The following is a 26,765-nucleotide window of genomic DNA, read 5'->3' as shown; positions in this document are numbered from 1 at the left end:
CGAGGTAATTAAATGCCGACGGATGCGCGCAGTTTACTGCACGACCTGGGACAGCTTGCCCCCGGCATACTGCTGGGCCATTTCCTGCAGCGGCATCGCCTTGATCTTGCTGGCATTGCCGGCCGTGCCGAATTCCGTGTAGCGCTGCACGCAGATCGCCTTGGCGGCGGCGCGCGCCGGCTTCAGGTATTCGCGCGGATCGAACTTGGAAGGATTTTCGGCGAAGAAGCGGCGGATCGCGCCCGTCATGGCCAGGCGGATATCGGTGTCGATATTGATCTTGCGCACGCCGTACTTGATGGCTTCCTGGATTTCCTCGACCGGCACGCCGTAGGTTTCCTTCATGTCGCCGCCGAATTCACGGATTTCCGCCAGCAGGTCCTGCGGCACGCTGGAGCTGCCATGCATCACCAGGTGGGTGTTGGGCAGGCGGCTGTGGATTTCCTTGATGCGGGAAATGGACAGGATGTCGCCGGTGGGCTTGCGGGTGAACTTGTAGGCGCCGTGGCTGGTGCCGATGGCGATGGCCAGGGCGTCCAGCTGCGTCTTGCGGACGAAGTCGGCGGCCTGTTCCGGGTCGGTCAGCAGTTGCTCGCGCGTCATGGTGCCTTCGGCGCCATGGCCGTCTTCCTTGTCGCCCATCATGGTTTCCAGCGAGCCCAGGCAGCCCAGCTCGCCTTCCACCGTTACGCCGACCTTATGGGCCATTTCGACGACCTTGCGGGTGACCTCGACGTTGTAGTCGTAGTCGGCGACAGTCTTGCCGTCTTCCTTCAGCGAGCCGTCCATCATCACGCTGGAAAAGCCCAGGTCGATGGCGCCCTGGCAGATCTTGGGCGACTGGCCGTGATCCTGGTGCATGACCACGGGGATGTGCGGGTAGGACTCGACGGCAGCCTGGATCAGATATTTCAGGAAACCTTCGCCGGCGTATTTACGAGCGCCGGCCGACGCCTGCATGATCACCGGGCTATTGGTTTCGTCGGCGGCCTCCATGATGGCCTGGACCTGCTCGAGGTTGTTGACGTTGAACGCCGGGATGCCGTAGCCGTTCTCGGCGGCATGATCGAGCAGCTGGCGCATGGAAACTAGGGCCATGAGGTCCTCCTGGTAGGCAATGATTGAGTGATGTTGAATTTTTACCGGCGATCGAGCCGAACCGGGCGATTTTAGCGGGGCTGCAAGGAAAGTTCTTGGGACGTAGGCACTAGCCCGGGCGTGCGATTGTTTCCGGGCATTACCCTGCACGTCCGCCCGGGACCGGTTTCACGGCGTGAACCACCGGCCGGCCGCCGTGTCTTACGCCTGTTAAGCTCGGGCAAGCCCCTTGCAAGGCGGCTCGTCCGCCCACCCGTCCGGCGCATGCCGGCGCATCCTCAGAGGACAGCATGAAATCACGCGCGATATCCGCGATCGCAATCGCCCTGATGTGGGCCGCCGCAGGCGCGGCTTCCGCCCAGGCCCAGGCCCCGCAGGAGATGCAGTTTCCCGGCCATGACGGCAGCCTGTCGCCCCCTTCCACGCTGCGCATGACCGTGACGCCGCAGGGACCTGCCGTGCCCCCGCCGCCGCCCGTGCGCGACACGCCCGAAAGCGTGCGCCTGTACACGCAATGCCGCAACGACGCCGACCGGGAAGCCACCTCGGCGGAAAAAATGCGCCAGGCCGTGGGCGTCTGCCTGGACCAGTTGAACCAACGCCGCGCGCAAGGCCAATAAGCACCCGCGTGGAACCCCGCGCCGCGGGGCGCGCCGGGCGTCCATGCCGGCGCGATCCCGGGTAAACTCCCGCGCGTTCGCGCCGGGATCACCGCGCCGCCGGGCCCATGGGGGCCGGCCCTTTTCTTACGCCATGACGCAGAATTTCACATCCGCTCCTCCGACGGTTTTTCTGTACACAGAGGAAAAACGCGGCAATCAATGGGTCGAATCCATCATCGTCGGCCAGCTGGGTGATTTTTCCGGCTCGGAAAAATTCATCGTGATCCAGGATCCGCATACGCAGATCAATTTCGTCTACCGCATCGACAGCATGAGCAGCAACCTGGATGCGGTGTCGATGACCAGCCTGACCGAAGCGGACTTCGCCGGACGCAAGACCACGACCATCAGCGGCGCCACCTTCAAGCTGGGACCGCCCGAAGACGCCGTCAGGCTGCTGCGCGGCAAGACGCAATGGATCCAGGACAAGGGCGCGATCCTCTCGGTACTACTGCAGGGCGCCGCCACCAAGAAAGTGGGTTTCGTCTCTTCGCGCATCCAGCGGGACCGGGTCACGCAGGTGAGCCCCAATGTACCGGTGGAGTACCTGCGGGACCGCACCCGGCGCCATGACGAAGAAGACGCCGGCTCATCGGGCGCCTCGGCGGCCGGAACGTCGGCGGCCGGCGCCACGCAGTACGGCCCCGCGGAGTAAGGCGGCTATTCGTTGATCGTGCAGGCGACGGCTTCGCCGCCTTCGAATTCGACGTCGTAGGTATGTTCCTGGTCCCACGGGACGGTGAACCACAATTCGTAGTCCTCGCCGCTTTCGTCGAACACCCATAGCGCCCGCAGCACGGCCACCTCCGCCATGGCCTCGGGCGTGTCCTTGCGCGGCAGCCGCGCCAGGTCGATCCCCATCTTTTCGCATTCGTCGCGCGAATACTGCTCGAGCAGCAGCTCCGCGGCCTCCAGGACCTTGTCGCTCAAGCCGTCCAGCAGGGCAAGCAGTACCTTCTGGCACTCGCGCGACGGCGTTTCGCCGTCGGTCTGCACCATCACGTGTATGGGGGGACGATCCACCGCATACATGACGTTTTCCACCGCCCAGAGTTCTGGCTCTTCGGGGTCCTGGTTGAATTTCAGGAGCGCCATCTCGGATCCTCCACCGGAATTTGAGTCCGGTCGCCATGGTAACGCGTGGCGCCTGACGGTGGTTGCGCCATCGACGTTCTTTCCCGGATCGTGCCGAAGGCTTAATGCATCTGACGGCTATTGACAAAAAATAACCAAACTAATCTACACTCCCACGGTTTATCCGGATCCTCTTCCCATTTGCCGCTCCCATGATAGGCCGCCACGCATGGCGCTTCTGGTTGCCTGCGCTGCTGGCGGTCTTCCATGCGGCCGCGGGCGCCGCCCCCTTGCCGGCCGATGCGGATGCCCGCGCCGCCATGGTGGGCCAGGTGGTCATGGGGATCCTGGGCTATGCACGCTGGCCGGTGCAGCCTGAAGCGATACGCCTGTGCGTCGCGGGCCAGCCGGCCTACGCGGCCGCCCTGTTCGACGAACAGGCGCGACCGCCCTCGCTGGCCGTACAGGCGCGGCGGATGGCCGCGGACGATCCCGCGCTGGTGGCGGGCTGCGACGCGGTCTATATGGGAGGCCTGGGCAATGAGGCGCGGCAACGGCTGTTGCGGCGCATCGTGGGCCATCCCGTGGTCAGCATCGTCGAGGACGACGCCGAGTGCGCCGTCGGCGGCATGTTCTGTCTGGACGTCCAGTCCGACCGTGTCGGGTTCCAGATCAATCTCGATTCCGTGGCGCGCAGCGGTGTTCGCATCAATCCCAGCGTGCTTCAGCTTTCGCGTCGCAGGTCATCTCCATGAAGAAGAACGCGCGCCCCGACTACAACCGCCCCACCCTGCGCCAGGCGCTGCGCAGACTGCACATCGCCGTGACCCTGTTCGCCGTGGGGCTGGCCGGCATTATCGTGATGGTGATGGGATTGTTCGCGCTGCGAACCTATAGCGATCACCACCAGAAGCTGATCGCCCGGTCCATCGCCTACACCGTGGAAGCGGCCACCGTCTTCCAGGACCGCCAGGCCGCCATGGAAATCCTGGCGACGATCGCCGCCAGGGAGGACGTGTCGTCCGCCGTAGTCTTCGACGGGCGTAACGAGATCCTGGCGGAATGGCATCACCCGCAACAGGAAAACTTCGTCTGGATTCGGGAGCAGGTGGCGCGGCTGGTCAATCCGCCGCCCGTCTACACCCCCATCGCGCACCAGGGCCAGGTGGTGGGCCGCCTGCTGCTGGTGAGCCGGGGCGCCAATCTGTTCGATTTCCTGTTGAAAGGGCTGGGCGGCGTGCTGGCCTGCGTACTCGTCAGCGGACTGATCGCCAGCTGGCTCTCCCGCAGGACCTCGCGCGAAATCGTGCGCCCGCTGCGGACGCTGGCCGAGGTCGCCCACGCCGTGCGCAACGAGCGCGCCTTCGCACGCCGCGTGCCGCCCGCGCGCATCCAGGAACTGCATGCGCTAGGGGAAGACTTCAATGCCTTGCTGGATGAGCTGGAAGCCTGGCAGACGCAATGGCTGCATGAAAACGCATCGCTGGCGCACAAGGCCGCGCACGACAGCCTGACCGGGCTGCCGAACCGTGCGCACTTCGAAGAGCAGCTGGACCGCGCCATCCACGATGCCGCCGTACTGGACCGTCGCGTGGCCATCATGTTCCTGGATAGCGACCGGTTCAAGGAAATCAATGACGGCATGGGCCACGCGGCCGGCGATGCCGTCCTGATCAACATCGCCGCGCGCGTACGCGGCCAGTTGCGCGAAGGCGATGTCGTCGCCCGGCTGGGCGGCGACGAGTTCGCCGTCATGCTGTCGCCCCTGCGCGAACTGAGCGACGCGCAGCGCATCGCCGACGACATCCTGCTGGGCATGCGGTCCCCCATCCGCCTTCCCAACGGCGAACATATCATCTGTTCGCTGAGCATCGGCATCGCCGTCTATCCCGATCATGCCGGCAATCCCACCGACCTGTTCGACGCGGCGGATAGCGCGATGTACCGCGCGAAACGGCGCGGCGGCGGCACCCAGTCGACGGCCGGCCGCCGCGGACGGCCGTCGCGCGAAATCCATACCGCCTACAACTAACGCAGAGGAGTCCTTCCGTGTCCGCCATCCGTCTATCCGCCCCCGGCCGTTTTCCCGCCACGATCGGCGCCTGCCTGCGCTGGATCCTGTGGCTGGCCTGCGCCGGACTGGTGCTGGCCGGCTGCCAGACCGTGCACAAAGGGCTGACGCCAGCGCAGATCGCCGTGCTCAAGCAGGAAGGCTTCAAGCAGACCGAGGAAGGCTGGGAGTTGGGGCTGTCCGATAAGGTGCTGTTCGACTTCGACGCCTATGTCGTCAAGCCGGAAGCCGGCCAGAACCTGCAGCGCCTGACCGGCAACCTGCTGCGCGTCGGCCTGGACCGCATGCGTCTGGACGGCCATACCGACAATGTCGGCGCCGCCGACTACAACCAGCAGTTGTCTTTGCGGCGTGCCCAGGCCGTCGCCGACGTCGTCAAGGCCGCCGGCATGCCGGCGGCCAACGTCCAGGTACGCGGCTTGGGCGCGACCCGGCCGGTGGCCGACAACGGCACTCCGGCCGGCCGCGCGGAAAACCGCCGCGTCGCGATCGTCATCACCGTGGAATAAGGCCTGGGACTCATACCATCCAGCGCTGCAACCAGAAGACGATCCGGTCCAGCAGGCCGCCCCGCGGCGCGCGGCTGTCCAGGTACACGGCCAGCCACTGATCCACCTTACCCTCCCAGGCCGGCGACACCCCCGGCTGTCCGGCTTCCGGCACGGATGCCGGCCGGCGCGCGGCGGCGAAGCGGCGAGATCGCACGCTGCGCCGGCCGACCGCCCCGCCGATGTACGGTTCGATGCGGCTGTCCACCAGGATCGCGCGAAAAGCGTCTATCGCGGGCTGGTAGCCGCCGCGCACCGCCAGGGGCAATCCGGTCATGCCGGATACGCCGCGCTTGATCAGCAGGGTGGCCAGGACATGCTGTATTTCGGGCAGGATCTTCCGGTCCACCAGCATGGCGTGATAAGCCTTGAGCACGTCGGCATGCCCGGCACCCAGGGCCTGCGCCAGGCCGGTGGCTTCCCCCAGGGGGCGTGCCTTCAACAAGCCGGGCAGGCTGGCGCGGACAGTTGGCCAGATGGCATCGTCGACCAGTATCGCGTGATAGGCGGCGATGGCCCGCGCGCATCCGCGGGACGCCGCGATCGCGAGCCCCGGCGATCCCCAGCTGTCCTCGGCCCGCAGCAGTTCGGGCAGCGCGGCGCGGATCCGCGGCAAGACGTCGGGATGGGCCAGGAAGGCATGGTAGGCGTCGATGGCTGCCGCGTAGTCCTTGCGCAACGCCGCGTGCAAGGCGGTGATACGGCCCGCCGGGTCCCACCCGGCGAGCACGTCCGGCAGGTGTGGCTTCATGCAGTCCATCACCGCCGCCTGCGTCAGTATCCGCTGGAAGGCGCCCACGGCGCCGGCGTGTCCATTGTTCATGGCCCACCACAAGGGCGCCCGGCGATAGGCGCGCGCCGAGCCGCGCCTGCCGGCGCCGCTGATGCCGAACAGCTTGGGAATATCCTTGCTTATCCGCGACAGCAGCGCCGGCTGCACCAGCAATTCTCCATAGGCCTCGATCGCCGCCACGGCGCCGCCGTCCATGCCGTACATCAGCGCAGTCGCACGGTGCGGCGTACGCCGGAACCGCGATCCGGTACCCGCCAGGAGCGCGGGCAGTTGCGTATGCACTTCCTGCAACAGCCGCGCATCGGCCAGCATCGCGCCGTAGGCCGCCACCGATGCGGCGCAGTTCTTGTGCATCGCCTCGGACAGCGCGGAAATGCCGCCCTGGCGGTCGGCGACCAGCAGGTCCGGCAGCATCGCCCCGATGTTCGGCAGGATCGCGGACGAACATAGCAGCCGCCCCCACGCGGCAATGCCGGCGGCATCGCCGCGCGCCATGGCTTCGTAGAGGATGGGGGTCTGCTTGTGTCCGCGCATCAGTGCCGCAAGCTGCGCGGCTTTCCTGGGCGGGCAGGTCGCACCGCCCCAGCCGTTGTCCGCCAGATCGCGGACGGCGTCGATGGCGGCGGCATCGCGCAGCGTCATCCAGCGCTGCAATCGCGTCGGGCCGCCGGCGACGGGTGTCTCGCTCAGCAAGGCATACATGTCCGCATACCAGCTGCACGCCAGCAGGCCCGCCGCATGGCCGCGATGCATCGCCCCGTCGATGAAGGCCGCCCGCTGATCGTGCGGGAAGCGCACCAGGAAATGCGATACGTGCGTTTCCAGGTAGCGGTTTGCCCGCTCGTCGCCCATACGCGCCAGCAACTGCAGCGCGGTATCGGCGTCCATCAGCCAGGCCGCCGGCACCGCCGCCAGCGCCTCGGGTTCGTCGGCCCTGATCGCCGCCCGCAGCAGGATCGCGGGGACATCGTCGCCGAACGGGTCGTACGCGTTCTTCCAGCGGCGCAGGTCTTCCACGGTGAGCAGTTCCGCGGCGCTTTCCGCTGCATTCCAGACGGGGCGCGCCTCCCCCCGGCCCGTGGCGCTGGCGCGCCAGGCCAAGGTGCCATGCACCAGCATGGCGGCCCGCTGGCCATCCTGGTCCACCCACTCGCCGCCGTATTGCGGCATGTGGTCCATCAGCCCTTCCGCATGGATCGCGTCCAGCAGCGCCACGGCGACCAGGGTGGCGTCGGTTCTCAACCTGTAGCGCTGGCCGGCTTCGTCCAGCTGCACGAAGGCATGCAGCGTCAATCTGTCCGCGCCCAGGCGCAGGTCCAGCAGGATGCTTTCCAGGGCGCTGTCGAACCAGGCCGGGATGCCTGCGCCGTAGGGCGCGCCACGCGCGCCTTCAGGCGCCGATCCCACGAACGCGCCCAGACAGTCTTCCGCCAGCCGGGTGGCCAGGTTTTCGGGGGTGAGTCCCGCCAGCAGCCGCGCGCGGCACAAACCCAGGAACGCGGTATCGCCGGCCAGCAAGGCATCGGCACCGGGATCGTTCATCGCTTGCAGGCCGAACTCGCCCGCCAGCAGGTTCCAGGCTGAATTGACGTAATGCATCTCGGCCGAGAGGTATTCCTTGCGGGTGTGGAATTTTTCGTGCACCGCTTCCAGCAGCAGCGCACGCGCGCATTCGTCCTTGATCTTCCACAACCTGGCGCGTATGCCGCCGGCGGACGTCATCAAGGTCCGTTGCGCAAGCAACAGATTGGACAGCGTGCCGCCCTGGCACACGCTCAGGCTTGCCGAAAGATTGCACGCCGTGGCGCGGCGCAGGGCCAGCGGTATCGATTCGTCGTGGACCAGCGCGCAGATGCTTTCCAGCGCGCGCTTGCCCGGCCCGTCGATCAGTTCGGCATATGGCTCGACGTAGGGGGCATCGAAGCGCCGTTGGTACAACTGGCTGAAGCCGTCGGCGATCGCCGTTCGCGTGGCCGCGGGCATGTCGTCGTGTATGGCGAAGGCAGTCAGGATGTCCAGCAGCACGCGCATTTCTTCGCGATAGCGCGGAAACGCGGGGCTTGCGCAGAATGCCCGATTGGAGCCGTGCAGCTCCCGCGAATAACTGATGCCGGTGTCCGAGGACTCGGTATCGGAAGGCGCCGCGCTGGAGAGCGCCGCGCTGGACAGCGGCGCGTCCGCTTTCGACTGCAAGGGAAGGAAAAATTCGGGCCGGAAACCGGACGCCGCGTGCGCGACCACGCCTGCCGTCTGTGCGTACATGCCACATCCCACAAAAACCGCTTGTGTGGCGGCTGCGGAATATGGTTCCGGCCCGGTTCCCGCCTCCGGCGCGCTAGGCCGCCAGCGCCGCGCTGCCCCGGCTGGCCGGCTGGGCGTGATCGGCCGGCATCGGATAGCCCGCGGAGAACACCTGCCTGCCCGCGCTCCAGGTATGACTGACCAGCGGCTGCCCACCGACCATGGCGACCGCCGTCAGGTCGGCGCGCAGGCCCGCCTGGATGCGGCCGCGATCGCGCAGGCCGGCGGCGTCGGCGGGATTGGACGTGACCAGCGCCAGCGCGCGCGGCAGCGGCAGCGACGCCTGGCGGGCCGCGACGAAGGCGGCGGCGATCAGCGTGGACGGCTGGTAATCGGAGCACAGGCAACTCGCGACGCCCGCGCGTATCGCGTCGATGGCGCGCATGGAACCGCTCTGGCTTTGCCCGCGCAATACATTCGGCGCCCCCAGTATGGTCGGCAGCCCGCACGATACCGCAGCCTTGGCGGTGTCCAGGGTGATGGGGAACTCGCTCATCGCCACGCCCAGGGCGCGCATCGCCGCGATGCGATGCACGGAATCGTCGTCATGGCTGGCGGTCGGGATGCCGTTCAGGCGGGCACGCTCGAGCAGATGCTCGACCCGCCCGACGGCGCCTTCCCGCGCCGCCGTCTTGGCCTGCGCGGCTTCCTCGGCCTGTTCGCGGCTCATCCCGTGGTTGCCCATCATGTACTCGAGATAGGCATCCAGCGTCTTGAACTGGCCCTGGCCAGGTGAATGGTCCATGACCGACAGCAGGTGCACCACCCCTTCGTCCATCAGGCTGCTCAACACGGGAACCGCATGGGGATCGGTGACTTCGTAGCGGCAGTGCACGCGATTGTCCACCAGGCTGTGCTGGCGGAAGGCATGCACCATGCGGATGACCTGCGCGGCGGTTTCGTTGTTGCGCACGCCCCATTCGCGGTTGGCGAAGGATACCGCGTGGTAAGGCGTGGTGATGCCGGCGGCGGCATTGCGGCGGTCCACCTGCGCCACCGCGAACTCCAGGGGAAACAGGACGCGGGAGCGCGGCTCGGCTTCTTTTTCGATGGCGTCGCAGTGCAGGTCGACCAGGCCGGGCACCAGCGTATGGCCGCGCAGGTCGACGACATGGTCAGGCCGCGCGCCGTCGGGATCCACCGCGGCGATAAGGTCGTCCTCGATCAGCAGCGAGGCGTTTTCGAGGACGTCGTCGGCCAGCACGATGCGGGCATGGGTCAGCAGCGTAGTCGGCATGGCTTACTCCTGCAGGGCCGCGACGGCCGGTTCCAGGGCGAGGACGCGCGTCGCCACGGCGTCGCGCACGGCATCGTCGTGAAATATGCCGATCACGCAGCGGCCCTGGGCCACGGCGTCGCGGATCAGGGCGACGACGACCTCGCGATTGCCCGCGTCGAGCGACGCCGTCGGCTCGTCGAGCAGCAGCAATGGATGGCCGCCGATGAAGCCGCGCGCGATGTTCACGCGCTGCTGTTCGCCGCCGGAAAAGGTGGCCGGCGGCAGGTCCCACAGGCGCCGGGGCAGTCGCAGCCGTTGCAGCAGGCCGGCGGCGCGTTCGCGGGCTTCGCCGGCATCCACGCCACGGTGGCGCAGCGGCTCGGCGACCACGTCCAGCGTCGAGACGCGGGGGACGGCGCGCAGGAACTGGCTGACGTAGCCGATCACGTCGCGTCGCAGTTGCAGGATGCGCTGCTCGGGCGCGCGGGTCAGGTCCACCCAGTCCTCGCCATCGCGCAGGCGGATGCTGCCCGACGTTGCCAGGTAGTTGCCGTACAGGCAGCGCAGCAGCGTGCTCTTGCCGGTACCGGAAGGCCCGGCCAGCACCAGGCATTCGCCGCGCGCGGCGTCGAAGGAAACATCGCGCAGCACCGGCAGCGTGATGCCGCCCTGGTTATGCAGCGTGAAGAGCTTGGACAGCCCCCGCGCTTCCATCATGATGTGTCTTTCCGTCATGTCAATAATCCGTCCTTCCTCTAGCCCTGCAATATGGAAGATACGAGCAGCTGCGTATACGGGTGCTGCGGATCGTCCAGGATCTGGTCGGTCAGGCCGCTTTCGACGACGTGGCCGCCGCGCATCACCAGCGTCCGATGCGCCAGCAGGCGCGCCACCGCCAGGTCGTGCGTGACCACGATCGCGGCCAGCCCCAGGTCCGATACCAGTTGCCGCAGCAGGTCCAGCAACCGGGCCTGCACCGACACGTCCAGCGACGCGGTCGGTTCGTCCATGAACACCATGCGCGGGTGCGTCACCAGGTTGCGGGCAATCTGCAGCCGCTGCTGCATGCCCCCGGAAAACGCCGCCGGCCGGTCATCCAGGCGGCCCACGTCGATTTCCATCTTGTGCAGCCAGTTGCCGGCGACCTCGCGCAGGCCGCCGTAGTGACGCTGGCCCACCGCCATCAGCCGTTCGGCGATATTCGCGCCCGCGCTGACCTGCATGCGCAGCCCGTCGCGCGGATTCTGCCGCACGAACCCCCAATCGGTGCGCGCCAGCAGACGCAGGCGCGCGCTGGACAGCGTCGCCAGATCGGTGAGGCCTTCTTCGCGCAGGTCGTAGCGCACGCTGCCGGCCTGCGGCGCCACCTGGCAGGACACCGCCTGCAGCAAGGTGCTCTTGCCCGATCCCGATTCGCCCACCACGCACAGCACTTCGCCGGGGTACAGGTCGAAATCGATATCGCGGCAGCCGTGGATGCCATCCCAGGTGTGCGTCATGCCTCGCACGGAAAGCAAGGGGGTGGTGGCCATCATGCCGCGCTCCCTTCGGCGGCGGGGCCGCGATGTCCGGCGGATTGACGGTCCGCGCAGTATTCGGTGTCCGAGCAGACGAATTGCCGGCCGCCCTTGTCGTCCAGGATGATCTCGTCCAGATAGCTGTCGTGCGATCCGCACAGCGCGCAGCAGTCCTGCCACTTCTCCACGGTGAACGGGTGATCCTGGAAGTCCAGGCTCTTGACGCGGGTATAGGGCGGCACCGCATACACCCGCTTTTCACGGCCGGCGCCGAACAGCATGAGCGCCGGATTGCCGTCCAGCTTGGGGTTGTCGAACTTGGGGATGGGCGACGGGCGCATCATATAGCGTTCATTGACCACCACGGGATAGTCGTACGTCGTGGCGATATGGCCATGCTGCGCGATGTCTTCGTACAGCTTGACGTGCATGCCGCCGTACTCGGCCAGCGCGTGCATGGTGCGCGTTTCGGTTTCGCTGGGTTCCAGCCAGCGCAACGGTTCCGGAATCGGCACCTGGAAGACCATGATCTGTCCTTCGCGCAGCGGCGTTTCGGGAATGCGATGGCGCGTCTGCACGATCGATGCCGCCTGCGTGGATTCCGTCGTGCGCACCCCGGTCACGCGGGCGAAGAAGCGGCGGATGTTGATCGCGTTGGTCGTGTCGTCCGACCCCTGGTCGATCACCTTCAGCACGTCGCCGGCCCCGATGATGGCGGCCGTCACCTGTATGCCGCCGGTGCCCCAGCCGTAAGGCAGCGGCATTTCGCGGCTGCCGAACGGCACCTGGTAGCCGGGAATCGCCACGGCCTTCAGCAGCGCGCGGCGCAGCATGCGCTTGGTCGATTCGTCCAGGTAGGCGAAGTTGTAGTGCGGATCGCGCGCGATGTCGCCCTGCGCGGCGGTGGCGAAGGATGGCGTGGCGGTGGTCATGATGCGATGGCCTCGTCCAGTGTGGCGCCGGCAGCCGGGGCCAGGCCTGGCGCGTCGTGTTGTTCGGGGTGCCGCGTGTTCGTGGCGGCTTGTTGCGCGTCGTCATGCCCGTCGGCCTGCGCCGCCTGCGCGGCCAGTTCCGCGCGCATGCGCCGCACCAGCTCCAGGTTGGCCTGGAAATCCACGTAATGAGGCAGCTTCAAATGCTGGACGAAGCCGGACGCCTCGACGTTGTCGCTGTGATACAGCACGAACTCGTGATCGTTGGCGGGGGAATCGCCGGCCTCGCCGAGTTCCTTCGCGCGCAGCGCGCGGTCCACCAGCGCCATGGACATGGCCTTGCGCTCGCCGTAACCGAACACCAGGCCGTAGCCGCGGGTGAAGCGCGGCCCTTCCTGCGGGTCGCCGGCGAACTGGCTGACCATCTGGCACTCCGTCACCTCGATCTCGCCCAGCGTGACGGCGAAGCCGAGTTCCTCGACGAACATTTCGACTTCCACCGTGCCGTAGCGGATCTCGGCCGCAAAGGGGTGGGTGTTGCCGTAGCCGCGCTGCGTCGAATAACCCATGGACAGCAGATAGCCTTCATCGGCGCGCGCCAGGTTCTGCAGGCGCGCCGGACGCGAGGCGGGAAAGGTCAGCGGCTGCCGAGTCAGGTCGAAAGGCGCGGGGTCGCCCGGCGGGACGGCCTCGCCTTCGATCAGGGACTCGCGGCGCAGCAGATCGGTGACGCGCGGCATCTCCGCCGCAACGGGAACGTCGGCGGGCGGCAGCGGCACCGCCGGCGCATCGTCTTCCAGGCTGAAGTCCAGCAGGCGCTGCGTGTAGTCGTAGGTGGGTCCCAGCACCTGGCCGCCCGGCACATCCTTGAACGTGGCCGAAATGCGTCGCTGCAGCCCCATCCGCGCCGTGTCCATGGGCTGCGTATAGCCGAAGCGGGGCAGCGTGGTGCGATAGGCGCGCAGCAGGAAAACCGCCTCTATGGTGTCGCCCGCGGCCTGCTTCAGCGCCAGGGCCGCCAGATGGGGGTCGTACAGCGAACCTTCGGCCATGACCCGCGACACCGCCAGCGGCATCTGCTCGCGGATCTGCGCCAGGGTGAGCGCCGGCACCGCCGGATCGCCGCGGCGATAGCAGTCCAGCATGCGATACGAATTCAGGATGGCGCGTTCGCCACCCTTCACGGCTACATACATGTCAGTTCTCCATACGCGTCGTGCGCGGCAGGCCGCAGATCCGGTCGCCGTGCGTCAGGAAGGCGTCGACACCCAGCGGAAACAGCGCGTGATTGGCGGCCCATTGCGCCACGAAGCCGTCGGGCAGTCCCGCTACCGACACGGCGCGCGAGCCCGGAATGCCCGGGCCGCCAAGCGTCAACGTACTGGCCGCCGCCGTGCCCGCCGCCAGGCCGTTCACCTCCAGCAGCACCGTGGCGGAACGATCGGGATAGGCGGGATCGCCCGCATCGCAGTGCGCCAGGGCGGGCATGGCGTGGCCCGCCGGCACGGCGACGAAGCGCGCCTGGGCCGGGTCGTCCACCAGCGGGCAGGCGCAGTGGAAACGCAGGAAGCCGCGTACCGCCGCGTCCACGCCGGCCGGTAGCCATACGGGTGCATCGATGTCCGCCAGGGCAAGCAGCAAGGCGGTCATGGCCGGCGACAGGCCCGCCGGCACGCCGCAGGCGGCGTCCACCACCTGTATCTGTCCCGGGTTGGCCAGGGCCTGCAGCGCCGCGCGAAAAGCGGCCTGCGCACCATCGACGGGGTCATCGAAGCCGGGCAGCAGCGTCGCGCTGTGCCCGAAGGCGCCGCTCGACGTGCCGGAAGCCGCCGCGCGCGACGACATGAAAGGCGACACAGGCAGGGATTGATGGTTCGACATATCAGTTATCTCCCCGCACCATGGTGAAGAAGTCCACGCGGGTCTGCGCCGCCACCGCCGCGCGGCTGGCGGCCTTGTCGGCATGCGCACGGGCCAGGGGCTCGATGACGCCGGCATGCACGCGCTGATGCCAGGACTCCATTTGCAGCAGGCCATCCAGCACCGCGGCCTGCTCGGCATGGCGGTGCGCGCGGCCGCGCACATAGGCGGTGCCGACCACGCCGTTGCCGTCGAAAGCCACCGCGCAGCGCGTGACCGAGACTTCGCCCACGTTGAATTGCGCGCCGGTGCCGCCGGCCCGCCCGCGCACCATCGCCATCCCGGTTTCCGGCGCCCGCAGCTTGCGATAGCCGGGCAGGTCGCCCAGGGCCGCGTAGGCGCGTGCCAGCGCATCCGGCTCCGCCAACGCCATCACGCGCATCCAGGCGGCGCGAGTGCCACCGGCAGCTTGCTGCCGATCACCGCTTTGCGTAGTCATGGTTACCTCTAAACGTCTATACGAGTAGATGTAGTATGATCGCTTGCACGGCAAAGTTCAACCGCAGTGGACCACGATCTCGGTGAACTTTTTATGACTGCGCCGGCATAACGGGAAGAACATCATGGTGGAACGAGGATCAGGCATCGCTGTATGGCGCCAGATAGGTGAAGCGCTGGCGACGGACATACGCAACAAGCGCTACGCGCCCGGCGAACAATTGCCGCCCGAACCCGAACTGGCCGCGAAGTTCTCGGTCAACCGGCACACCATCCGGCGCGCGATGGGCGCGCTCGAACAAGGCGGCCTGGTACGTATCGAGCAGGGGCGCGGCACCTTCGTACAGGAACATGCCATCGATTACGCCATCGGCAAGCGCACACGCTTTTCCGAAAACCTGGGCAGCCAGGGCGTGCTGGGCCACGCGCAGGTTCTCGCGAGCCAGGTCACCAAGTCCGCCGAGATCGCCCAGCACCTGGGCCTGCCACGCAATGCGCAGCTGCTGTACGTCAAGCTGATCGGCAAGACCGAGAACCGCACCATCAGCGTGGCGGACCATTACTTCGATGAAAAACGCTTTCCCGGCTTCGTCGAAAAGCTCAACGCCGCGCGTTCGATCTCGAAAACCTACCGGCAATTCGGCATCGCGGACTACACGCGCAAGTGGTCGCGCATCACCGCGACGCTGCCCAACGACGACATCGCGCGCCTGCTGGGCCAACCGAAGACACGGCCCATCCTGAAAGTGGAAGCGCTGAACGTCGACCAGGACCAGGCTCCGCTCCAATACAGCATCACGCGGTTCTCCGGCGACTGGGTGCAGTTGATGGTCAATGACGACGATCGCACAGACATCTAGACATCTGTTCGTCATGAAACAGGCCTAATCTATCGGTTCAATCAGGTGGACCCCATGCACACAGACAACACGCCTCCTTCCTTCCTGCGCGGCATCAGCGGTCGCCGGGTATTGACCGCCCAGGGTGTGGGCCCGGCCTCCCTGGCCTTCGACCACGACCGCATCGGCGACGTCTGCATCGGCGCGGAGCTGGCGGACGCCGAACTCGATGCCGGCGATCTGCTGGTGCTGCCCGGGATCGTGGACCTGCATGGGGATGCTTTCGAGCGCGCGGTCATGCCGCGCCCGGGCGTGGCCTTTCCCTATGACGGCGCGCTGCTCGACGTCGACCGGCAGTTGCTGGCCAATGGCATCACCACCGAATTCCATGGCCTGACCCTGTCCTGGGAAGGCGGCCTGCGCGGGGAACCCTATGCGCTGCGCATGTTCGACGCGCTGGAGCGCATGCAGCGCCTGATGGGCGCCCGCCATCACGTGCACCTGCGCTTCGAGACACACCACGTCGCGGGCGTCGAGACGGCGCAGGCATGGATCCGCGCCGGCAAGGTGCGCTTCCTGGCATTGAACGACCACCTGCCCAGCATGACGAAACGCCTGGGCAACGACCGCAAGCTGCTGCAGTATGCCGAGCGCGCGGAATGCGACCTGGACACCTTCCAGAACCGCATCCGGGCCGCCATGCAGTCGGCGGACGCCGTCGCCGGCGCCATGCGCGAACTGACGGACTGCGCGCGCGAAGCCGGCCTGGAAGTCGCGTCGCATGACGACCGCGACCCCGCCACCCGGCGCTACTACCACCAGCTCGGCTGCAAGGTGGCGGAATTCCCCTTGACCGCCGAGGCCGCGCAGGTGGCGCGCTCGCTGGGCGATTCGATCGTCTTCGGCGCGCCCAACGTCGTGCGCGGCGGCAGCCACACCAACGCGCCCGATGCAACCGAAATGATCCGCGCGGGCCTGTGCGACGTCCTCGCCTCCGACTATTACTACCCTGCACCGCTCACCGCGGTGATGAAGCTGGCCAACCGCGGCATCCTGCCGCTGGAACAGGCGTGGGCACTGGTGTCGCGCAACCCGGCGCGCGCCGCCGGCCTGCGCGATCGCGGTGCGCTGGACGCCGGCATGATGGCCGATGCCATCGTGGTGGACGACAGCGTGCCGGATGTCCCGCGCGTCTGCGCCGCCATCGTCGGTGGCCGGTTGCGCTATGCCGCGCGGCAGTTCGACACTCGCCTTGCCCACGCCGACGCGTGAGGCGCGACGCTGGAATTCGACCTTATGCCGCGAGCCTATCGCTACGCCGTTTATCTGGCCCCGGTCGGCGCCTGGCGTGAAGTCGGCACAGCCTGGCTGGGCCGCGATGAAGAAACCGGGCAGCGCCTTGCGCGCGCGCGGGAGGACGATCCCCGGCTGGACACCTGGACCGATGCGCCGCGTCACTACGGCCTGCATGCCACGCTCAAGCCGCCCTTCCGGCTGCGAGCCGGCACCACCGCCACCGCGCTGGACGCGGCGGTGCGCGCGCTGGCGCGCACGCGTACGCCTTTCGACATCGCCCTGGGCTTGCGCGCGCTGCGCGGCTTCCTGGCATGGTGCCTGCCGGACGACGCCGCCACGCACGCCCGCGTACGCGCGCTGGCCGACCGCGTGGTGCGGGACCTGGACGCCTTCCGGGCTCCGCCCACGCCGATGGAAATCGCCCGGCGCCGGCCCGACCAACTGACCTTGCCGCAACAGCGCATGCTGGCCGAATGGGGTTATCCGTACGTGTTCGACACCTTCACTTTCCACATTACGCTCACCGGCAACCTGGGCGCGACCGAGCTGGAACATGCGCAGGAACTCTTGCGCGCGCGTGCCGGCCGGATGCTCGACGCGCCCATGCCGGTCGCAGCCATCAGCGTATACGTCCAGCCCGGCGCGGATGAACCCTTCGTCGTGGCGCGCCATTACGGTTTCGATGGCACGGTGCGGGACGCGGCCGGGGCGCACTATATGGATGACGATGCGTCATGAATGCCGCGACGATCCCCTTGATCTACGTCATGGGCGCGTCCGGCAGCGGCAAGGACACCCTGCTGCGCCACGTGCGCGCGATGAGCACACCGCAAGACCGCCTGCTGGTCGCGCATCGGTACATCACCCGGCCCAGTGGCGCCGACGAGGCGTCGGTGGCGCTGACCGAAGACGAATTCATACGCCGCGAAAGCCTGGGATGCTTCGCGCTGTCCTGGCGCAGCCACGGCCTGGCCTACGGGGTGGGCGTGGAAATCGATGCCTGGATGGCGGCCGGCGTGACGGTGCTGGTCAACGGCTCGCGGGCCCACCTGCCGCCCGCATGCGCCCGCTATCCCGGCCTGTGCGCCGTGGAAATCACGGTGGACGCGCAGGCACTCAGGCAGCGCCTGGCCGGACGCGGCCGGGAAAGCGGCCAGGCTATCCAGGAACGACTGGCGCGCGCCAACGCGCAATTCGATGTCCCCGCCGATTGCGAGCGCCTGACGATAGACAACAACGGCGCGCCGGAAGAGGCCGCGGAAAGACTGCTGCATATCGCGCGCCACCGTCACGCGTAACGGAGCGCCATTGCGCTCATCGTGCCCGGGCCGCCTCCACAACGTCGCGGTGGAAACGGTTCAACAGCGGATCTTCCAGCGACATGCGGTGGTAAGCGAGCATCACGGGATTGACCGGCAGCGCGCGCCGTACCTTGACGATGCGCAGCACGCCGAAGCCGACATGCCGGCGCACGATGGATTCAGGCGCGATGGACACCAGCCGCGACGCGGCGACCAGCGCCAGGTTGGCTTCGAAGGAGCGCGTTTCCATCAAGGGCCTGATCGCCGGCAGGCCCTGCTGCGTCCAGAACGAATCGAAGGCCCCACGGGAAGTGGTGCCACGCTCAGGCAGGGTCCAGTCCAGGGCGGCCAGGCGCGACAGCGACACCTGACCATGCGCGATATCCGGATGATCGGCCGCGCAGTAGATCACCGTGCGTTCGTCGAAGAGGCGTTCGATGGCCCACTCGTTTCCGGTTTGCTGCACATTGCCGCGCAGGATCGAGAAATCCAGGTCGCCCGCCACCAGGGCATCGAACAGCGCGACGGAATTGCCTTCCTGAACGACGAAGCGCATGCCGGTCGGACCCGGGCCATCGGCCCCGTCCTGGCGCGGATAGACGCGTTCCAGCAGGCGCGGCAACAGCGTATGCATGGCGCGCGGAATACAGCCGAGGCGGATGGGCGGCGCGTCACCGGTGGTCAGGTCGTTCAGGCGTTCCATGCTGCGCAAGGCGAAGCGGGCGCGCGGCAGGATCACGCGGCCTTGCGCGGTGGGCACGCTGCCATGGCTCGAGCGCTCGAACAGTCGCGCGCCCACCAGCGCTTCAGCCTCGCCCAGCAGGCGTGAGAGCACGGGCTGCGGAACGCCGAGCTCGCGCGCGGCGCGATGCACCGACCGGCTTTCCGCCACGGCGACCAGGGCTTCGATATGACGGCGCTGCAGGTTCTTATGCTTGGACATGGACGGGACGCCAGACGGCAAGCGCGGCTCGGGGGATACGAATCCAGTATAACGATATGCCTTATATATATCATTTACCGCATTACCCGCCGTTGCTATATTGGTTTCGTCCGCGGCCCGTCAGTGCCGCATCGGAAACACGAACTGCAAGGGTCGATACCATGTCTTCGATAACCGTTACCCCCATCGCGCCGGCGCTCGGCGCCGAGATCTCCGGCGTCGACCTGCGCAAGCCGCTGGCCGCCGACGACCTGGCGGCGATCAAGCGGGCCTGGTCGGATCACCTGGTGCTGCGCTTTCGCGGCCAGTTGCTCAGCGATCCCGAACTGATGGCCTTGAGCCGCTCCTTTGGCGAGCTGGATCCCCCGGGCCCCAACCCCTATGGCAAGCCTTTCCTGACCGAATTTCCGGAAATCAATGTGATTTCCAACGTGAAGAAGGACGGTGTGCCGATCGGCAATCTCGGGGATGGCGAGGCGGTCTGGCATTGCGACATGACCTACATCGAAACGCCGCCCATGGCCGCGATGCTGCATGCGCTGGACGTGCCGCCCAGCGGCGGCGATACCTACTGGGCCAATATGTACATGGCCTATGAAACGCTGCCCGCGGAACTGAAGCAGGCCATCGCCGGGCGGCGCGCGATCCACGACGCCACGTACAACAGCGCCGGCATGATGCGCAAGGGCATGAAGGAAGTCACCGACCCGCGCGAGGCGCCGGGCGCGCATCATCCGCTGGTGGTGCGGCATCCGGAAACGGGCCGCGCGGCCCTGTACCTGGGCCGCCGCCGCAACAGCTACATCCTGGGACTGCCGCTGGACGAGAGCAATGCCCTGCTGGACGAACTGTGGGCCCATGCGACGCAGCCGGAGTTCACCTTCCGGCAGGAATGGAAGCTCCATGACCTGATCCTGTGGGACAACCGCTGCACCCTGCACCGCCGCGACGCCTTCGATCCCAGCGTCAGCCGCATCATGCACCGCACGCAGATCAAGGGCATCGCGACGATACCGTACGAGCAGGCCGGCACCGTGGCGGCCTGACGCGGGAGATCCCGCCGAAAACCGCTCTGCTAAACTCGCACGGTTTTCGACGGGGGTATCCCCATGAGCGTCAAGCATGTGGCCAGCGACGTGCCGTCCCTGGACAACGTTTCCGGCGACTTGAAGCGCCTGGGTTTCACGGAATACGAAGCCAAGGTCTACGTGCAGTTGCTGGGAATGCCGCCTTCGACGGCGTACGAGATTTCAAAGCTGGCCGGTGTTCCCCGGCCCAATACCTATAGCGCACTGGACAGCCTGGCGCGCCGTGGCGCGGTCCTGCCCGTGCGTGAAAACCCCACCTGCTATGTCGCTGCGCGCCCGCGCGAACTGCTCGACGCCATCGCGCGGCAGACGCGCTCGCTGTGTACCGGGCTGACGGAACGGCTGGAAGCCGTGACGCCGCGCACGGACGACCACTATGTATGGACGCTGCGCGGCGATTCGGCGGTGCACGAGCACATCGACATGCTGATCGATCGCAGCACGGAAACGGTATGGATCAAGGCGGCGGACCACGTGCTGCGGCGCCATGCCGACGGCTTGCGCGAGGCTGCGGTCACGCGCGGCGTGCGGCTGTTGATCGTGCTGTTCGGGACGGACGCGGATGAATTCCGCTACACCGAGAAGTGCAGCGTGTACATCCATGAGAACAATGGCGTGCGCATGGGCACGGCGGACAATCTGTTCACGCTGGCGGTGGATTATCGGGAAATGCTGACGGCCAATGTCGAAGGCGACGTCATCGCGGCGCATTCGAAGAACATGCCCATCGTCACGATGGCCTTGTCGCTGATCCGCCATGACTACTACATGGCGGAAATCTTCGCCCGCTTCGGCGACCAGATCGACGAGGCGTTCGGACCGTACCTGCGGGATCTGCGCCTGCCCAGCTTCACGCCTGAACAGGTCGCCTCGTTCAGGAAGAATACCGGGCTGGGCGATTAGCGTCCCTGCCCCCGCCGCCAGGCGCTGGCTGTCAGCCGGCGAAATCGCGCCGTTCCATCGTGAACGCTTCGACGGCTGCGCGGTCCAGCGCCGGCCGGTATCCCGCCGGCATGACCACCGCGCCATTCTCGAAGCCCAGCGGCTCGCGCAGCAGCTTGGCCGGGTGCTTCAGGAAACCATTGAATTCCCCGGCGTTATCGATGATGCCGCGCGCGACGCAGGCCTCCATCCAGTTGTGGATCTCGCTGCCCAGGCCGTCGCCCAGGACGGGTCGCATGCCCTGCGCGTGTACGCGGTTCAGGCCTTCGGCCAGCCGCTCCATGCTGCCGAAGCGCTTGAGCTTGAGCTTGCAGTAGCCGACATTGCGCAGGGTGGCGGCGCGATCGATATCGGCCAGCGCGCAGATCGGTTCGTCCAGCATCAGGGGCACGGGACTGGCCTCCGCGACGGCGGCATTGGCGTCCCAATCGTCGGCGTCGCAGGGCTGTTCGAACAGGTCGATGCCCGCGGGGTCCAGCTCGCCGACGAAGGCGATCGCGTCCGCGCGGCTGTAGGCGCGGTTGGCATCCAGGCGCAGGGTCGCGCGGCCATCCGCCGCCCGCTGTATGGCGCGCACGCGATCCAGGTCCGCCCGCACGTCCTTGCCCACTTTCACCTTGAAAACATGGAAGCCGGCGGCGACGCGGCGGTCGATTTCCTCGGCGATGGCGGCCGGTTCCAACGCGCTGACGGGAACCAGCAGAGGCAGCACCGTGTCCTGCGTGACGTCGAGGAAGCTCGAGCCTTCCAGCGCCTCGATCGCGCACACCATGGCGGTGACAGCCACCTTGCTGTCCTCGAACCGGCCCAGCAGGTCCTGCTTGGCCTGCGCGGCATCGCGCCCCGGCAATCGCGCCAATTGTTCCAGGCAGAACGCCCAGGCACCTTCCCGCGTTTCGCTGCTGGAACCCGGCGACACGTGGCCATCCGCGAACGACTGCCGCCCGCTGTCGTCTTCCAGTTCCACCAGGTAGGGCTCGAATTCGGTGAAGGTGCGATAGGACAGCCGGTACGGGCTGGACAGGGGCAGGCGCAAGCGGCGCAGGGTGATCTTGCGGATGGTGCTCAAAGTGCGGCCTCGATGGCTGAGCCGGGGATATTGATCCGTGGGATGTTCCCGTCGGCTTCGTTGTTATCGTCGTTGCGTACACTACTACGATAATGTTCCGCTCGCAACGATGCCGATTCTTGCTGCGCTGCATGGAACCCGGCACTTATAAACATATGCGTTTTTGCCCGATTGACGGCCTGCACCGGGCGGCATCACAATCCCCTGGCTAGTAGTTGTACAAACGACAACGATATTGAAGCCGTGTGGACCATTCGCGTCCCGCAGAGGCGTCAAGGGAGGCAAGGATGCAGGACGACAATAAGGAGTACGGCCAGCCCAGGCGTGCGCCGGTGGCACCGGACCATGGCATCGGGATCCGCCCCACGCGGCGTTGGCTGGTGCGGGCCGCCACCGGCCTCATCGCGTGCGCGGCGCTCTCGACGCTCGCGGCCGTGCCGGCGCATGCCGCCGACGATTGGCCCACCAAGCCCCTGACCATGCTGATTCCCTACGCGCCCGGCGGCACGACGGACATCATCGGCCGCGTCCTGGCCGACAAGGTCGGGCGCATCCTGGGCCAGACCGTGGTCGCCGACAATCGTGGCGGCGCGGGGGGCACCATCGCCGGCACCATGCTGGCCCGCTCGAATCCGGACGGCTACACCTTCATGCTGGAGCACATCGGCTTCGCCTTCAACGCGTCGCTGTATCCGCATCTGAGCTACGAGCCGCTGAAGGACATCACGCCGGTCGCCTACGTCGGCCAGACGCCGAATGTGCTGGTGGTGACGAATTCCATGCCGGTCAAGACGTTCAAGGAATTCCTGGACTACGCCCGCGCCCACCCCGGCGCGGTCAACTACGGATCCGGCGGCGTGGGCAGCGCCGGCCACCTGCCCATGGCATGGCTGCAGTCCAAGGAACAGCTGACGCTGACCCACATACCCTACAAGGGTTCCGGGCCGGCCATCACCGACCTGATCTCCGGCCGCATCGAGGCGATGCTATTGACCATCCCCGCGGTGCTGCCCTACATCCGCAGCGGCCAGGTGCGCCCGCTGGCGACGTCGGGCGCGGCGCGCGCGGCATCGCTGCCCGACCTGCCCACCATGCAGGAGGCTGGCGTGAAGGGCTTCGACTATGAGCCCTGGTACGGTGTTTTCGTGCGCGCCGGCACGCCCCCGGCCGTGGTGGCCAAGCTGCACGACGCCATCAACAAGGCGCTGACGGATCCCGACACCCAGAAAAAGATGCTGGAGCAGGGACTGGCCGTCCAGACCTGGACGCAGCAGAAGTTCCAGCAGACGGTGCGCGACGATACCCAGAAATGGCACGGGATCATCACGACGCTGAACATCAGGATGAACTGACGGTGCCCTGCTCGCGGCGTGGCCGCCGCGCGCGTCAGGCGGCCTTGTCGACCGCCGTCACCGTCTCCAGCATGTCCAGGTAATGGCGCAGCGTCGGCGTGGCCGCGCCGGGTACCTTGGCCAGGTCATCGTATCGGCGCAGGCGCACCGCCTCGGCGAAGTACGGCAGGCGTTCGAAGGCCTCGACTTCGCGCGCGGTGTAAGGGCCGCCCTGCAACACCAGGGTATCCTTGGACGCCTGCGACAGCGTGGACCAGTAATCCGCGTCCACCGCGCACAGATAGCGCTTGGCCGGCACGTGCAGGCGCACCGGCGCGATGACGCTTTCGCCCACCAGGCCCAGCAGCGCGCGAGCGCCGATGTCCTGGTGGCGCTTGTCCTCGAGCGTGCTCTCGGCCATGACCAGATGGCCGATGTCGTGCAGCAGGCTGGCGGCGATGGTGGCCGGCGTTTCGCCCGCCTGCTCCGCCAGCGCCGCGCATTGCAGGGCATGCTCGGTCTGCGTGATGGCCTCGCGGCCGTAGTAGGCGCTGCCGTAGCCCGCGAACAGGCTTTCGATGCGCGACAGGGTCAAGGCTTCCGACATGGCGGCCCCTTCAAATGAACACTTTGCGGATGCGCGACGACAGCACGTCGATGCCCGTCACGAAGACGATGATGATGATCATCACCGCGCAGGTCTGGGCATACTGGAAGCTGCGGATGATTTCCCACAGCACCATGCCGATCCCGCCCGCGCCGACGATGCCCACGACCGACGCCGACCGCACGTTCGACTCGAAGCGGTACAGCGAGTAGGAAATCCACAGCGGCAGCACTTGCGGAATCACGCCGAAGACGATTTCCTCGATGGCGCCGGCGCCGGTGGCGCGCACCCCTTCGACGGGCCGCGGATCGATGGCTTCGACGGCCTCCGAGAACAGCTTGGCCAGCACGCCCAGCGTGTGCACCCACAAGGCCAGCACACCCGCGAACGGGCCCAGGCCCACCGCCACGATGAACAGCATGGCGAAGACCATCTCGTTGATCGCCCGGCATGCGTCCATCAGGCGGCGCACCGGCTGGTAGACCCAGGCAGGCACGATATTGGACGAACACAGCAGGCTCATCGGCACCGCCAGTACGATCGCCAGGAAAGTGCCCCAGATGGCGATCTGCACCGTCACCAGCATCTCTTCCAGATACATGCGCCAGTCGCGGAAGTTCGGCGGAAAGAAATCCCGCGCGAACTGCGACATGTTGCCGGAATCGCGGAACAGGTCCATGGGGCGCATGTCGGCCCCCTGCCACGACGCGGCCAGCACGGCGATGACGATGGCCCATGCCAGCAAGGTGGGCAGGGAGCTCTTGGCGGGCGTGGGCGCGGGGCGCGCCGGGGTCAGGGTGGCGCTCATCGGCTTACTGGGACTTCGCGGCGGCGACCTGCTTGGACAGCTCGGCCAGCCTGGCATCCATTTCCGCCAGCTTCTGCTGCTTTTCCTGGGCGCTCAGCGTGGTGTCGTGCTCGACCTTGGCGCGCTGCCCGGCCAGGCTGATCTGGCGGATCGGCAGCAACTGGCCGTTGTCCGAAGCGACGAAGCCCTTGTAGGTCAGCGCCTGCAGGTTCTTCAGCTCCTGCGCGGCATTGGGGCCGCTTTTGCCGTAGTTGACGAAGAAGGCCTGGATCTTCTGCTTCAGGTCGGCCGGCAGGTCGGTGCGCCACACCAGCGGGTCAGCCGGGATCAGCGGCGATTTCCACAGCACGCGCACGGAATCCTCGGGCGACTTGCCGGTATTGATCTTGTAGCGCTCCATGGCTTCCGTATTGGTGATGGCCACGTCCACCTGGCCGTTCATCGCCGACAGCAGGTTGGTTTCGTGGTTGGCGATGCGGAAGTTCTTGAAGAAGGTCTTGGGATCGATCTTGTTGGCGGCCCACAGGTAGTAGCCGGGAACGGCCGTGCCGGACGTCGAGTTGGGGTCGCCCGCGCCGTAGCTCATGCTCTTGCCATTCTTCAGCACGTCGTCCAGCGTGGCGACCTTGCCGTTCTTGGCCGTCACCAGCACCGACCAGTAGCCGGGGTTGCCGTCCTTGTCGATGACGTGGGCGAACACCTCGCCTTGCGAACGATCCACGGCCTCGATGGCCGACAGGTTGCCGTACCAGGCCATCTGCACTTTGTCGAAGCGCATGCCTTCGATGATGCCGGCGTAGTCGGAAGCGAAAAAGGGCTTGACCGTGACGCCGATCGCCTTGCTCAGGTCATCGATGACAGGCTGCCAGCCGCTGCGCAGATTGGACGACGATTCCGTCGAAATGATGCCGAAATTCAGGGTCTTCGCGTCCTGGGCGAACGCCGGGGCGGTCAGGGCAGCGGTCGCGATCAGGGCGCAAAAGGTTCTGCGAAGCATGAGGGTAACTCCGTGTCTTGCGAAAGGAAGGAAAGAAACTAGGCGGCCGCCAGTTGCGGACGCCCGAGGGAAGGTTGCGGCGCCGCGCCCTCGGCCGGCACACCGTCCTGCGGCTGCGCGGAAGGCATCAGCTCGTCCAGCTCGGCGCCGTACAGGTCGCGCAGCATTTGCGCGGTCAATTGAGCGGACGGGCCGTCGTACACGACCTTGCCGTGGCGCAGCGCGACTACGCGAGGGCAATAGCGCATGGCGACGTCGACCTGGTGCAGCGAAACCACGACGGCCACGCCGCGACTGCGGTTGATCTGCGCCAGCGTATCCATGACGCGGCGCGACGATTCCGGATCGAGCGACGCGATGGGCTCGTCGGCCAGGATGGTGCGCGCGTTCTGCACCAGCGTGCGGGCGATGGCCGCACGTTGCTGCTGCCCGCCCGACAGATTGGATGCGCGTTGGAAGGCATGGCCTTCGATGCCGACTTGTGCCAGTGCGTCCAGGCCGACCTGCACTTCCGCGCGCAGGAACCAGCGCAGCAGGCTGCGATACAGCGGCACGCGCGGCAGCATGCCGGCCAGCACATTGGTAATGACAGGCAGGCGTCCCACCAGGTTGAATTGCTGGAATACGAAGCCGATGCCGGCGCGCGCGCGACGCACGTCGCGGCTGATGCGGCCATTGCGCTGGATCAGGTCGCCATTGACGCGGATCTCGCTGGCCCCGGCGTCGCCCGCGACGAAGCCGGCCAGATGGCGCAGCAGCGTGGACTTGCCCGATCCCGAAGCGCCCAGCAACGCCACCATTTCACCGTCGCGCACTTGCAGGGTCACGTCGTCCAGGGCCTTTTGTCCGGCGCGGAAGGACTTGCTGAGTCCGCGCACTTCGATCGCATAAGTCATAGCCGTAGGTCCGCATTCATAAGATGCGGATAGTCTGGAGACGGCCAATGACAGCCGCGTGACCATGTAATAAAA

27 protein-coding genes and 1 pseudogene are annotated in these 26,765 nt (G+C 66.9%); 12 read left to right on the top strand and 16 right to left on the bottom strand.

All coding sequences use genetic code 11. The features are described 5' to 3' along the window. Window positions 1-33 precede the first annotated feature (33 nt). Window positions 34-1,098: a class II fructose-bisphosphate aldolase gene (fba, locus tag CAL12_RS05210; RefSeq protein ID WP_086063518.1), complete on the bottom strand. Its 1,065-nt coding sequence runs from the start codon at window positions 1,096-1,098 to the stop codon at window positions 34-36. A gap of 290 nt (window positions 1,099-1,388) precedes the next feature. Here fba and CAL12_RS05205 point away from each other — a divergent pair, with 290 nt between their 5' ends. Together CAL12_RS05205 and CAL12_RS05200 are read left to right on the top strand one after the other, a co-directional pair. Continuing rightward, window positions 1,389-1,718: a hypothetical protein gene (locus CAL12_RS05205; protein ID WP_086063517.1), complete on the top strand. Its 330-nt coding sequence runs from the start codon at window positions 1,389-1,391 to the stop codon at window positions 1,716-1,718. A 133-nt stretch (window positions 1,719-1,851) separates the two neighbouring features. Beyond that, window positions 1,852-2,310: pseudogene (locus CAL12_RS05200) on the top strand (hypothetical protein); the annotation flags it as partial. A gap of 110 nt (window positions 2,311-2,420) precedes the next feature. Here the strand turns inward: CAL12_RS05200 and CAL12_RS05195 are convergent. Continuing rightward, window positions 2,421-2,855 (bottom strand): hypothetical protein, encoded by a 435-nt coding sequence (locus CAL12_RS05195; RefSeq protein ID WP_086063516.1) that lies wholly within the window; start codon window positions 2,853-2,855, stop codon window positions 2,421-2,423. Window positions 2,856-3,046: 191 nt separating this feature from the next. Here CAL12_RS05195 and CAL12_RS05190 point away from each other — a divergent pair, with 191 nt between their 5' ends. Genes CAL12_RS05190 through CAL12_RS05180 form a run of 3 tightly spaced genes read left to right on the top strand, consistent with a single transcriptional unit; the run spans window position 3,047 to window position 5,414 of the window. Beyond that, a complete protein-coding gene (locus tag CAL12_RS05190; RefSeq protein WP_086063515.1) occupies window positions 3,047-3,589 on the top strand; it encodes a YfiR family protein in 543 nt (180 codons plus the stop codon). Further along, window positions 3,586-4,866 (top strand): diguanylate cyclase domain-containing protein, encoded by a 1,281-nt coding sequence (locus CAL12_RS05185; protein ID WP_086063514.1) that lies wholly within the window; start codon window positions 3,586-3,588, stop codon window positions 4,864-4,866. Before CAL12_RS05190 ends, CAL12_RS05185 begins: the two co-directional genes overlap by 4 nt. Before the next feature lie 17 nt (window positions 4,867-4,883). After that, window positions 4,884-5,414: an OmpA family protein gene (locus CAL12_RS05180; RefSeq protein WP_232464714.1), complete on the top strand. Its 531-nt coding sequence runs from the start codon at window positions 4,884-4,886 to the stop codon at window positions 5,412-5,414. A gap of 10 nt (window positions 5,415-5,424) precedes the next feature. On the opposite strand, the gene CAL12_RS05175 is transcribed toward CAL12_RS05180, so the two are convergent. The 8 genes from CAL12_RS05175 to phnG form a co-directional block, all read right to left on the bottom strand. Then, window positions 5,425-8,508: a hypothetical protein gene (locus CAL12_RS05175; protein ID WP_086063513.1), complete on the bottom strand. Its 3,084-nt coding sequence runs from the start codon at window positions 8,506-8,508 to the stop codon at window positions 5,425-5,427. A 73-nt stretch (window positions 8,509-8,581) separates the two neighbouring features. Continuing rightward, window positions 8,582-9,784 (bottom strand): alpha-D-ribose 1-methylphosphonate 5-triphosphate diphosphatase, encoded by a 1,203-nt coding sequence (locus CAL12_RS05170; protein ID WP_086063512.1) that lies wholly within the window; start codon window positions 9,782-9,784, stop codon window positions 8,582-8,584. 3 nt (window positions 9,785-9,787) lie between these two features. Next, a complete protein-coding gene (phnL, locus tag CAL12_RS05165) occupies window positions 9,788-10,501 on the bottom strand; it encodes a phosphonate C-P lyase system protein PhnL (RefSeq protein ID WP_086063511.1) in 714 nt (237 codons plus the stop codon). A gap of 20 nt (window positions 10,502-10,521) precedes the next feature. Then, window positions 10,522-11,298, bottom strand: coding sequence for a phosphonate C-P lyase system protein PhnK (gene phnK / locus CAL12_RS05160; RefSeq protein WP_086067684.1), 777 nt, complete (start codon window positions 11,296-11,298; stop codon window positions 10,522-10,524). Then, a complete protein-coding gene (locus tag CAL12_RS05155) occupies window positions 11,298-12,215 on the bottom strand; it encodes an alpha-D-ribose 1-methylphosphonate 5-phosphate C-P-lyase PhnJ (RefSeq protein ID WP_086063510.1) in 918 nt (305 codons plus the stop codon). Before CAL12_RS05155 ends, phnK begins: the two co-directional genes overlap by 1 nt. Further along, the gene (locus tag CAL12_RS05150) at window positions 12,212-13,411 is read right to left on the bottom strand and encodes a carbon-phosphorus lyase complex subunit PhnI (protein ID WP_086063509.1); all 1,200 of its coding nucleotides are present in this window, start codon (window positions 13,409-13,411) and stop codon (window positions 12,212-12,214) included. Before CAL12_RS05150 ends, CAL12_RS05155 begins: the two co-directional genes overlap by 4 nt. A gap of 1 nt (window position 13,412) precedes the next feature. Then, a complete protein-coding gene (gene phnH, locus CAL12_RS05145) occupies window positions 13,413-14,060 on the bottom strand; it encodes a phosphonate C-P lyase system protein PhnH (RefSeq protein WP_086067683.1) in 648 nt (215 codons plus the stop codon). A 37-nt stretch (window positions 14,061-14,097) separates the two neighbouring features. Beyond that, window positions 14,098-14,574 carry a phosphonate C-P lyase system protein PhnG gene (gene phnG / locus CAL12_RS05140; protein WP_086063508.1) on the bottom strand — a complete coding sequence of 159 codons (477 nt, stop codon included), beginning with the start codon at window positions 14,572-14,574 and terminating at the stop codon, window positions 14,098-14,100. A gap of 124 nt (window positions 14,575-14,698) precedes the next feature. On the opposite strand from phnG, the gene phnF reads away from it, so the two are divergent. From phnF to phnN, 4 genes are read left to right on the top strand one after another with little or no spacing between them, the layout of a single operon-like run. Continuing rightward, window positions 14,699-15,433: a phosphonate metabolism transcriptional regulator PhnF gene (phnF, locus tag CAL12_RS05135; protein WP_086063507.1), complete on the top strand. Its 735-nt coding sequence runs from the start codon at window positions 14,699-14,701 to the stop codon at window positions 15,431-15,433. Window positions 15,434-15,487: 54 nt separating this feature from the next. Then, the gene (locus CAL12_RS05130) at window positions 15,488-16,684 is read left to right on the top strand and encodes an alpha-D-ribose 1-methylphosphonate 5-triphosphate diphosphatase (protein ID WP_086067682.1); all 1,197 of its coding nucleotides are present in this window, start codon (window positions 15,488-15,490) and stop codon (window positions 16,682-16,684) included. Window positions 16,685-16,708: 24 nt separating this feature from the next. Further along, window positions 16,709-17,446 (top strand): DUF1045 domain-containing protein, encoded by a 738-nt coding sequence (locus tag CAL12_RS05125; protein WP_086063506.1) that lies wholly within the window; start codon window positions 16,709-16,711, stop codon window positions 17,444-17,446. Further along, entirely contained in the window at window positions 17,443-18,006 is a 564-nt protein-coding gene (gene phnN / locus CAL12_RS05120; RefSeq protein WP_086063505.1) for a phosphonate metabolism protein/1,5-bisphosphokinase (PRPP-forming) PhnN, read from the top strand. The genes CAL12_RS05125 and phnN overlap by 4 nt, the downstream gene beginning before the upstream one ends. Window positions 18,007-18,022: 16 nt before the next feature. Here phnN and CAL12_RS05115 read toward each other — a convergent pair whose 3' ends face one another. Next, a complete protein-coding gene (locus CAL12_RS05115) occupies window positions 18,023-18,952 on the bottom strand; it encodes a LysR family transcriptional regulator (RefSeq protein WP_086063504.1) in 930 nt (309 codons plus the stop codon). Window positions 18,953-19,113: 161 nt separating this feature from the next. On the opposite strand from CAL12_RS05115, the gene CAL12_RS05110 reads away from it, so the two are divergent. Together CAL12_RS05110 and CAL12_RS05105 are read left to right on the top strand one after the other, a co-directional pair. Next, window positions 19,114-19,998: a TauD/TfdA dioxygenase family protein gene (locus CAL12_RS05110; RefSeq protein ID WP_086063503.1), complete on the top strand. Its 885-nt coding sequence runs from the start codon at window positions 19,114-19,116 to the stop codon at window positions 19,996-19,998. 63 nt (window positions 19,999-20,061) lie between these two features. Next, the gene (locus CAL12_RS05105) at window positions 20,062-20,943 is read left to right on the top strand and encodes a TrmB family transcriptional regulator (RefSeq protein WP_086063502.1); all 882 of its coding nucleotides are present in this window, start codon (window positions 20,062-20,064) and stop codon (window positions 20,941-20,943) included. A gap of 31 nt (window positions 20,944-20,974) precedes the next feature. Here the strand turns inward: CAL12_RS05105 and CAL12_RS05100 are convergent, their stop codons facing one another. Further along, window positions 20,975-22,051: a mandelate racemase/muconate lactonizing enzyme family protein gene (locus CAL12_RS05100; RefSeq protein WP_086063501.1), complete on the bottom strand. Its 1,077-nt coding sequence runs from the start codon at window positions 22,049-22,051 to the stop codon at window positions 20,975-20,977. A gap of 287 nt (window positions 22,052-22,338) precedes the next feature. On the opposite strand from CAL12_RS05100, the gene CAL12_RS05095 reads away from it, so the two are divergent. Continuing rightward, window positions 22,339-23,403 (top strand): Bug family tripartite tricarboxylate transporter substrate binding protein, encoded by a 1,065-nt coding sequence (locus CAL12_RS05095; protein WP_086063500.1) that lies wholly within the window; start codon window positions 22,339-22,341, stop codon window positions 23,401-23,403. 34 nt (window positions 23,404-23,437) lie between these two features. Here CAL12_RS05095 and CAL12_RS05090 read toward each other — a convergent pair whose 3' ends face one another. From CAL12_RS05090 to phnC, 4 genes are read right to left on the bottom strand one after another with little or no spacing between them, the layout of a single operon-like run. Beyond that, window positions 23,438-23,989 carry an HD domain-containing protein gene (locus CAL12_RS05090; protein WP_086063499.1) on the bottom strand — a complete coding sequence of 184 codons (552 nt, stop codon included), beginning with the start codon at window positions 23,987-23,989 and terminating at the stop codon, window positions 23,438-23,440. 10 nt (window positions 23,990-23,999) lie between these two features. Next, window positions 24,000-24,797 (bottom strand): phosphonate ABC transporter, permease protein PhnE, encoded by a 798-nt coding sequence (gene phnE, locus CAL12_RS05085; protein WP_086063498.1) that lies wholly within the window; start codon window positions 24,795-24,797, stop codon window positions 24,000-24,002. Between the two features lie 4 nt (window positions 24,798-24,801). Next, a complete protein-coding gene (gene phnD / locus CAL12_RS05080; RefSeq protein ID WP_086063497.1) occupies window positions 24,802-25,794 on the bottom strand; it encodes a phosphonate ABC transporter substrate-binding protein in 993 nt (330 codons plus the stop codon). 38 nt (window positions 25,795-25,832) lie between these two features. Beyond that, window positions 25,833-26,690, bottom strand: a complete 858-nt coding sequence (gene phnC / locus CAL12_RS05075; RefSeq protein ID WP_086063496.1) for a phosphonate ABC transporter ATP-binding protein — start codon at window positions 26,688-26,690, stop codon at window positions 25,833-25,835. Between the last annotated feature and the right edge of the window lie 75 nt (window positions 26,691-26,765).

The organism is Bordetella genomosp. 8 (genome assembly GCF_002119685.1).
GTDB lineage: Bacteria > Pseudomonadota > Gammaproteobacteria > Burkholderiales > Burkholderiaceae_B > Bordetella_C.
This window is presented reverse-complemented; position numbering and strand designations above follow the sequence as displayed.